The following is a 3,164-nucleotide window of genomic DNA, read 5'->3' on the forward strand; positions in this document are numbered from 1 at the left end:
AACCAGTTTCCATAAGATATCTTCTGCGATCTATAATTGTAGAAGCTATTTGCTTTTAGTCGCAGCCACAAATCCATGCTGGATGATCCGGCGAATATTCAGCCCTGATTGCGGTATCGGACCCGGGGTTGCTTTGGAATAACGACTGAGACTTGTTCGACGTTGCGGAAAGCCCTTGGAAACGTCGCCTGCAATCGCACATGGCCGGCCTCGATCGGGCTGCGGGTTGCGGAAACCCTGATGCGAATACCGATCTCACGTGATCAAACCGACGCCCGAAGCGATCAACAGCAGGTTGGTGGCGCGGCCAAACTGGGTGTTGGTCATTCTTTTGGCGAGAGCGAAACCCCACGCGGTGCCGAGCAAGCCCAGCGGGACGCACAGCCACGTTACAGGCGGGATGCCAGAATTGGCGGTACCTGCGTGGTGCATCAGGGCTATGCTGATGAGGCCGATGATCTGTACCGCCAGGATGTAAGGTTGCACGATCGCCCGTTGAGCGATTTTGTCCCAGCCCTTGGTGGCGCACCAGATGGCGACCGGGGCACCAGGCGTGGCCGCAAAGCCGCCCATCACGCCGCCGAGCAGGCCGGCCAGGATGTCGGCCGGGGTCGAGCGTTTGGTTAGGTGCAACGGCGGGCGGACCAGCATGTAGAGGCCGTAGCCTGTGAGCAGGAGTCCGAGGGCGAGATCGTAATGGTCGCCGGCCGCGCGCAGCAGCAGCCAGACGCCCGCAGGCACGCCGATCACGCCGCCGCAAAGGTAGGGGGTGAGCGGTCTCAGTCTGATCGCTTTGCGCAGCAGCAGGAGGCACAGCGCTTGGTTAGCGAGGCTACAGACGAGCATGATCTGGACGACGTCGACAGCATCGTGGCGAAATTGGAAGACGAGGGCGCCGCAAAGCGCGGAGAAGGCGAAACCGGCGATGCCCGACAGCAATGCGGCGATGCCAACCGCCGCGATGGTGCCAAGGCACACCAGCGACTCACCGTGCCCGGCCAGAACCAGGAAATACAGGCCGGTGGCGCCGATCGAAAGCATGGCCGCCGTGCCGGCGTTCAGCCAGTGCTTCTGGGTTGCCACCGGAGCCCACCCGGGGGTAGCGGTGATGATCTGCTGCATGGGCGCGTTCATTGTGGAGGGTTCTTTCCGATTTGTGGCCGCTGGCGGATTGTTCGACGACAATCGACTGGAACGGTCCTGAGCCTCTGTTTCAAAAGATAGCTTTGTCGATGTGCCGGCGGCGACGCGGGCTCAGATCATCGGCGTGATCGCGTGGGCGAAATCGGCGGCGAGCAGGACTGCGGCGACGAAGGGGGCGGCGGTGGCGATGCGCGCGAAGATGGCGGTGATGGTGTTCATGGCGGGTCTCCTTGGGTCAGGTGTTTGGCGATGACCGGAGATAACGCGGGATCAGGGCCGTGGGCTGTGACGGATGTCACGGGCCGCGCGCGGTGATCGCCACAGGAGGCAGATGCTGGCGGATTATGCCAGTCGGCGCGGTCTCTGAATGACTGGGGGGATTCTCAGCCTATCGGCTTTGTGAGCCCCTAATCTGCGCTCGTTTCGGCACGGGATGTCATCATGGATCAGCCTATCGAGATCATGAACCTGAAGCATTCTGCACCGGCTTTTTGCGCTGGTCATAATATCGGAAGGCAATCCCCGGACTGATGCGCCCGAGAAGGACGGCATGGACCGATAGAAATGCCACTGTCCTCCCAGACCAGGGTCCGGAGGATACCGACTGCTGCCGGCTGAGCCGTCAACGTTGAACAGGCACCAGCGAGTAGCTTGTGCTGCGTCCGCCTGCCACGTCCTTTGTGAGAATCCCGTGCGCGATCAGATCGTCGATATCGCGTGACGCGGTGTCCTGGGAACATTTCGCGAGCTTCGCGTATTTCGACGAGGTCAGCTTCCCCTCGAAGCCACCCAGCAATCGGTTGAGCACAAAGCGCTGGCGATCCTGCAAGGCCACGCCAGCATGCATCTCCCAGAAACGCGCCCTCATCAGAACGGATGCCAGAATGATTTCTGCGCCGTCGAACGCGCGATCGAGGCATCCGAGGAACCACTCGATCCAGGTGGTGATGTCCAGGTCGCCCTTCTGCGTGGCTTCCAGAATGTCATAGTAGGCTTTGCGCTCGATCCGAATTTGGGCCGACATGCTGTAGAATCGCTGAGGGCTTTGCTCGGACCGAGCCAGTGCCATGTCTGCGATGGCCCGCGCGATGCGCCCGTTCCCGTCGTCGAACGGATGGATTGTCACGAACCACAAATGGGCGAGGGCGGCGCGCAAGACCGGATCCAGGGAGTTCTCGTCATTGAACCAGGCGAGGAAAGCACGCATCTCGCGATCGACCAACGGCGCGGCTGGGGCTTCATAGTGAACGCGCTCCCGGCCCAGCGGACCGGAGACGACCTGCATGGGACCTGACCTGCCATCGCGCCATGCGCCGACCCGGATCTTCGTCATGCCGCTGCGCCCCGTGGGAAACAGCGCGGCATGCCAGTCGAACAGGCGCGCCTTCGTGAGCGGCGCCATATAATTCTGAGTCGCATCGAGCATCATCTCGACCACGCCCTCGATGTTTCGATCGACAGGCGCCAGGGCGCCGATGTCCATGCCCAACCGGCGGGCAATCGACGATCGGACCTGTTCGCGATTGAGCACTTCGCCTTCAATCTCATTCGATGTCAGGATTTCCTCGGTAAGCGACTGAAGGACGGCTTCGGCGCGCAACGGGAAGCCAAGCCCTTCCATGCGCCCGATCAGCCGGCCCTGGTGATGACGCACCGCGGCTAACTTGGTCGCCAGTATTTCATGGCTCCAGTGGAATTTTGGCCAGTCGGCCAGAGTGTGGATGTAGGTCGCCATTCGCCGCACCTTTCGCGGAGAATATGGCACATAATCTCCGCATTCGGCAATCATGATCTCCGCATATATTGCGGAGCATGGAGGCGCTATCCTCTCTTCCGAAAACACAATCGAACAAAAGCAACAATCGAAAATATAAACCGCAAATTGAAACCAACGAACTGCGCCTGCGGCGCTTCGGGGTCAACCGCCCTTGCCAGGAGCGCCCTCGTGTCTGTGCGGTCTGAACCGGGACCGCACACGAGGGACGTCGCTGGCAAGGGCCAGCCGCCTCCTGAGTGATGAA

Annotated in this window: 2 protein-coding genes; both read right to left on the minus strand. The window is 61.0% G+C overall.

What is annotated here, in order from left to right; all coding sequences use genetic code 11:
* Positions 1–255 precede the first annotated feature (255 nt).
* Entirely contained in the window at positions 256–1,122 is an 867-nt protein-coding gene (locus tag ACP5E6_RS17565; protein WP_427956427.1) for a TSUP family transporter, read from the minus strand.
* Positions 1,123–1,765: 643 nt separating this feature from the next.
* Complete coding sequence (locus ACP5E6_RS17570) at positions 1,766–2,878, minus strand: Fic family protein (protein WP_427956428.1); 1,113 nt, start codon at positions 2,876–2,878, stop codon at positions 1,766–1,768.
* Positions 2,879–3,164 lie beyond the last annotated feature (286 nt).

It is taken from the genome of Acidiphilium sp. (assembly GCF_049977125.1).
Taxonomy (GTDB): domain Bacteria; phylum Pseudomonadota; class Alphaproteobacteria; order Acetobacterales; family Acetobacteraceae; genus Acidiphilium.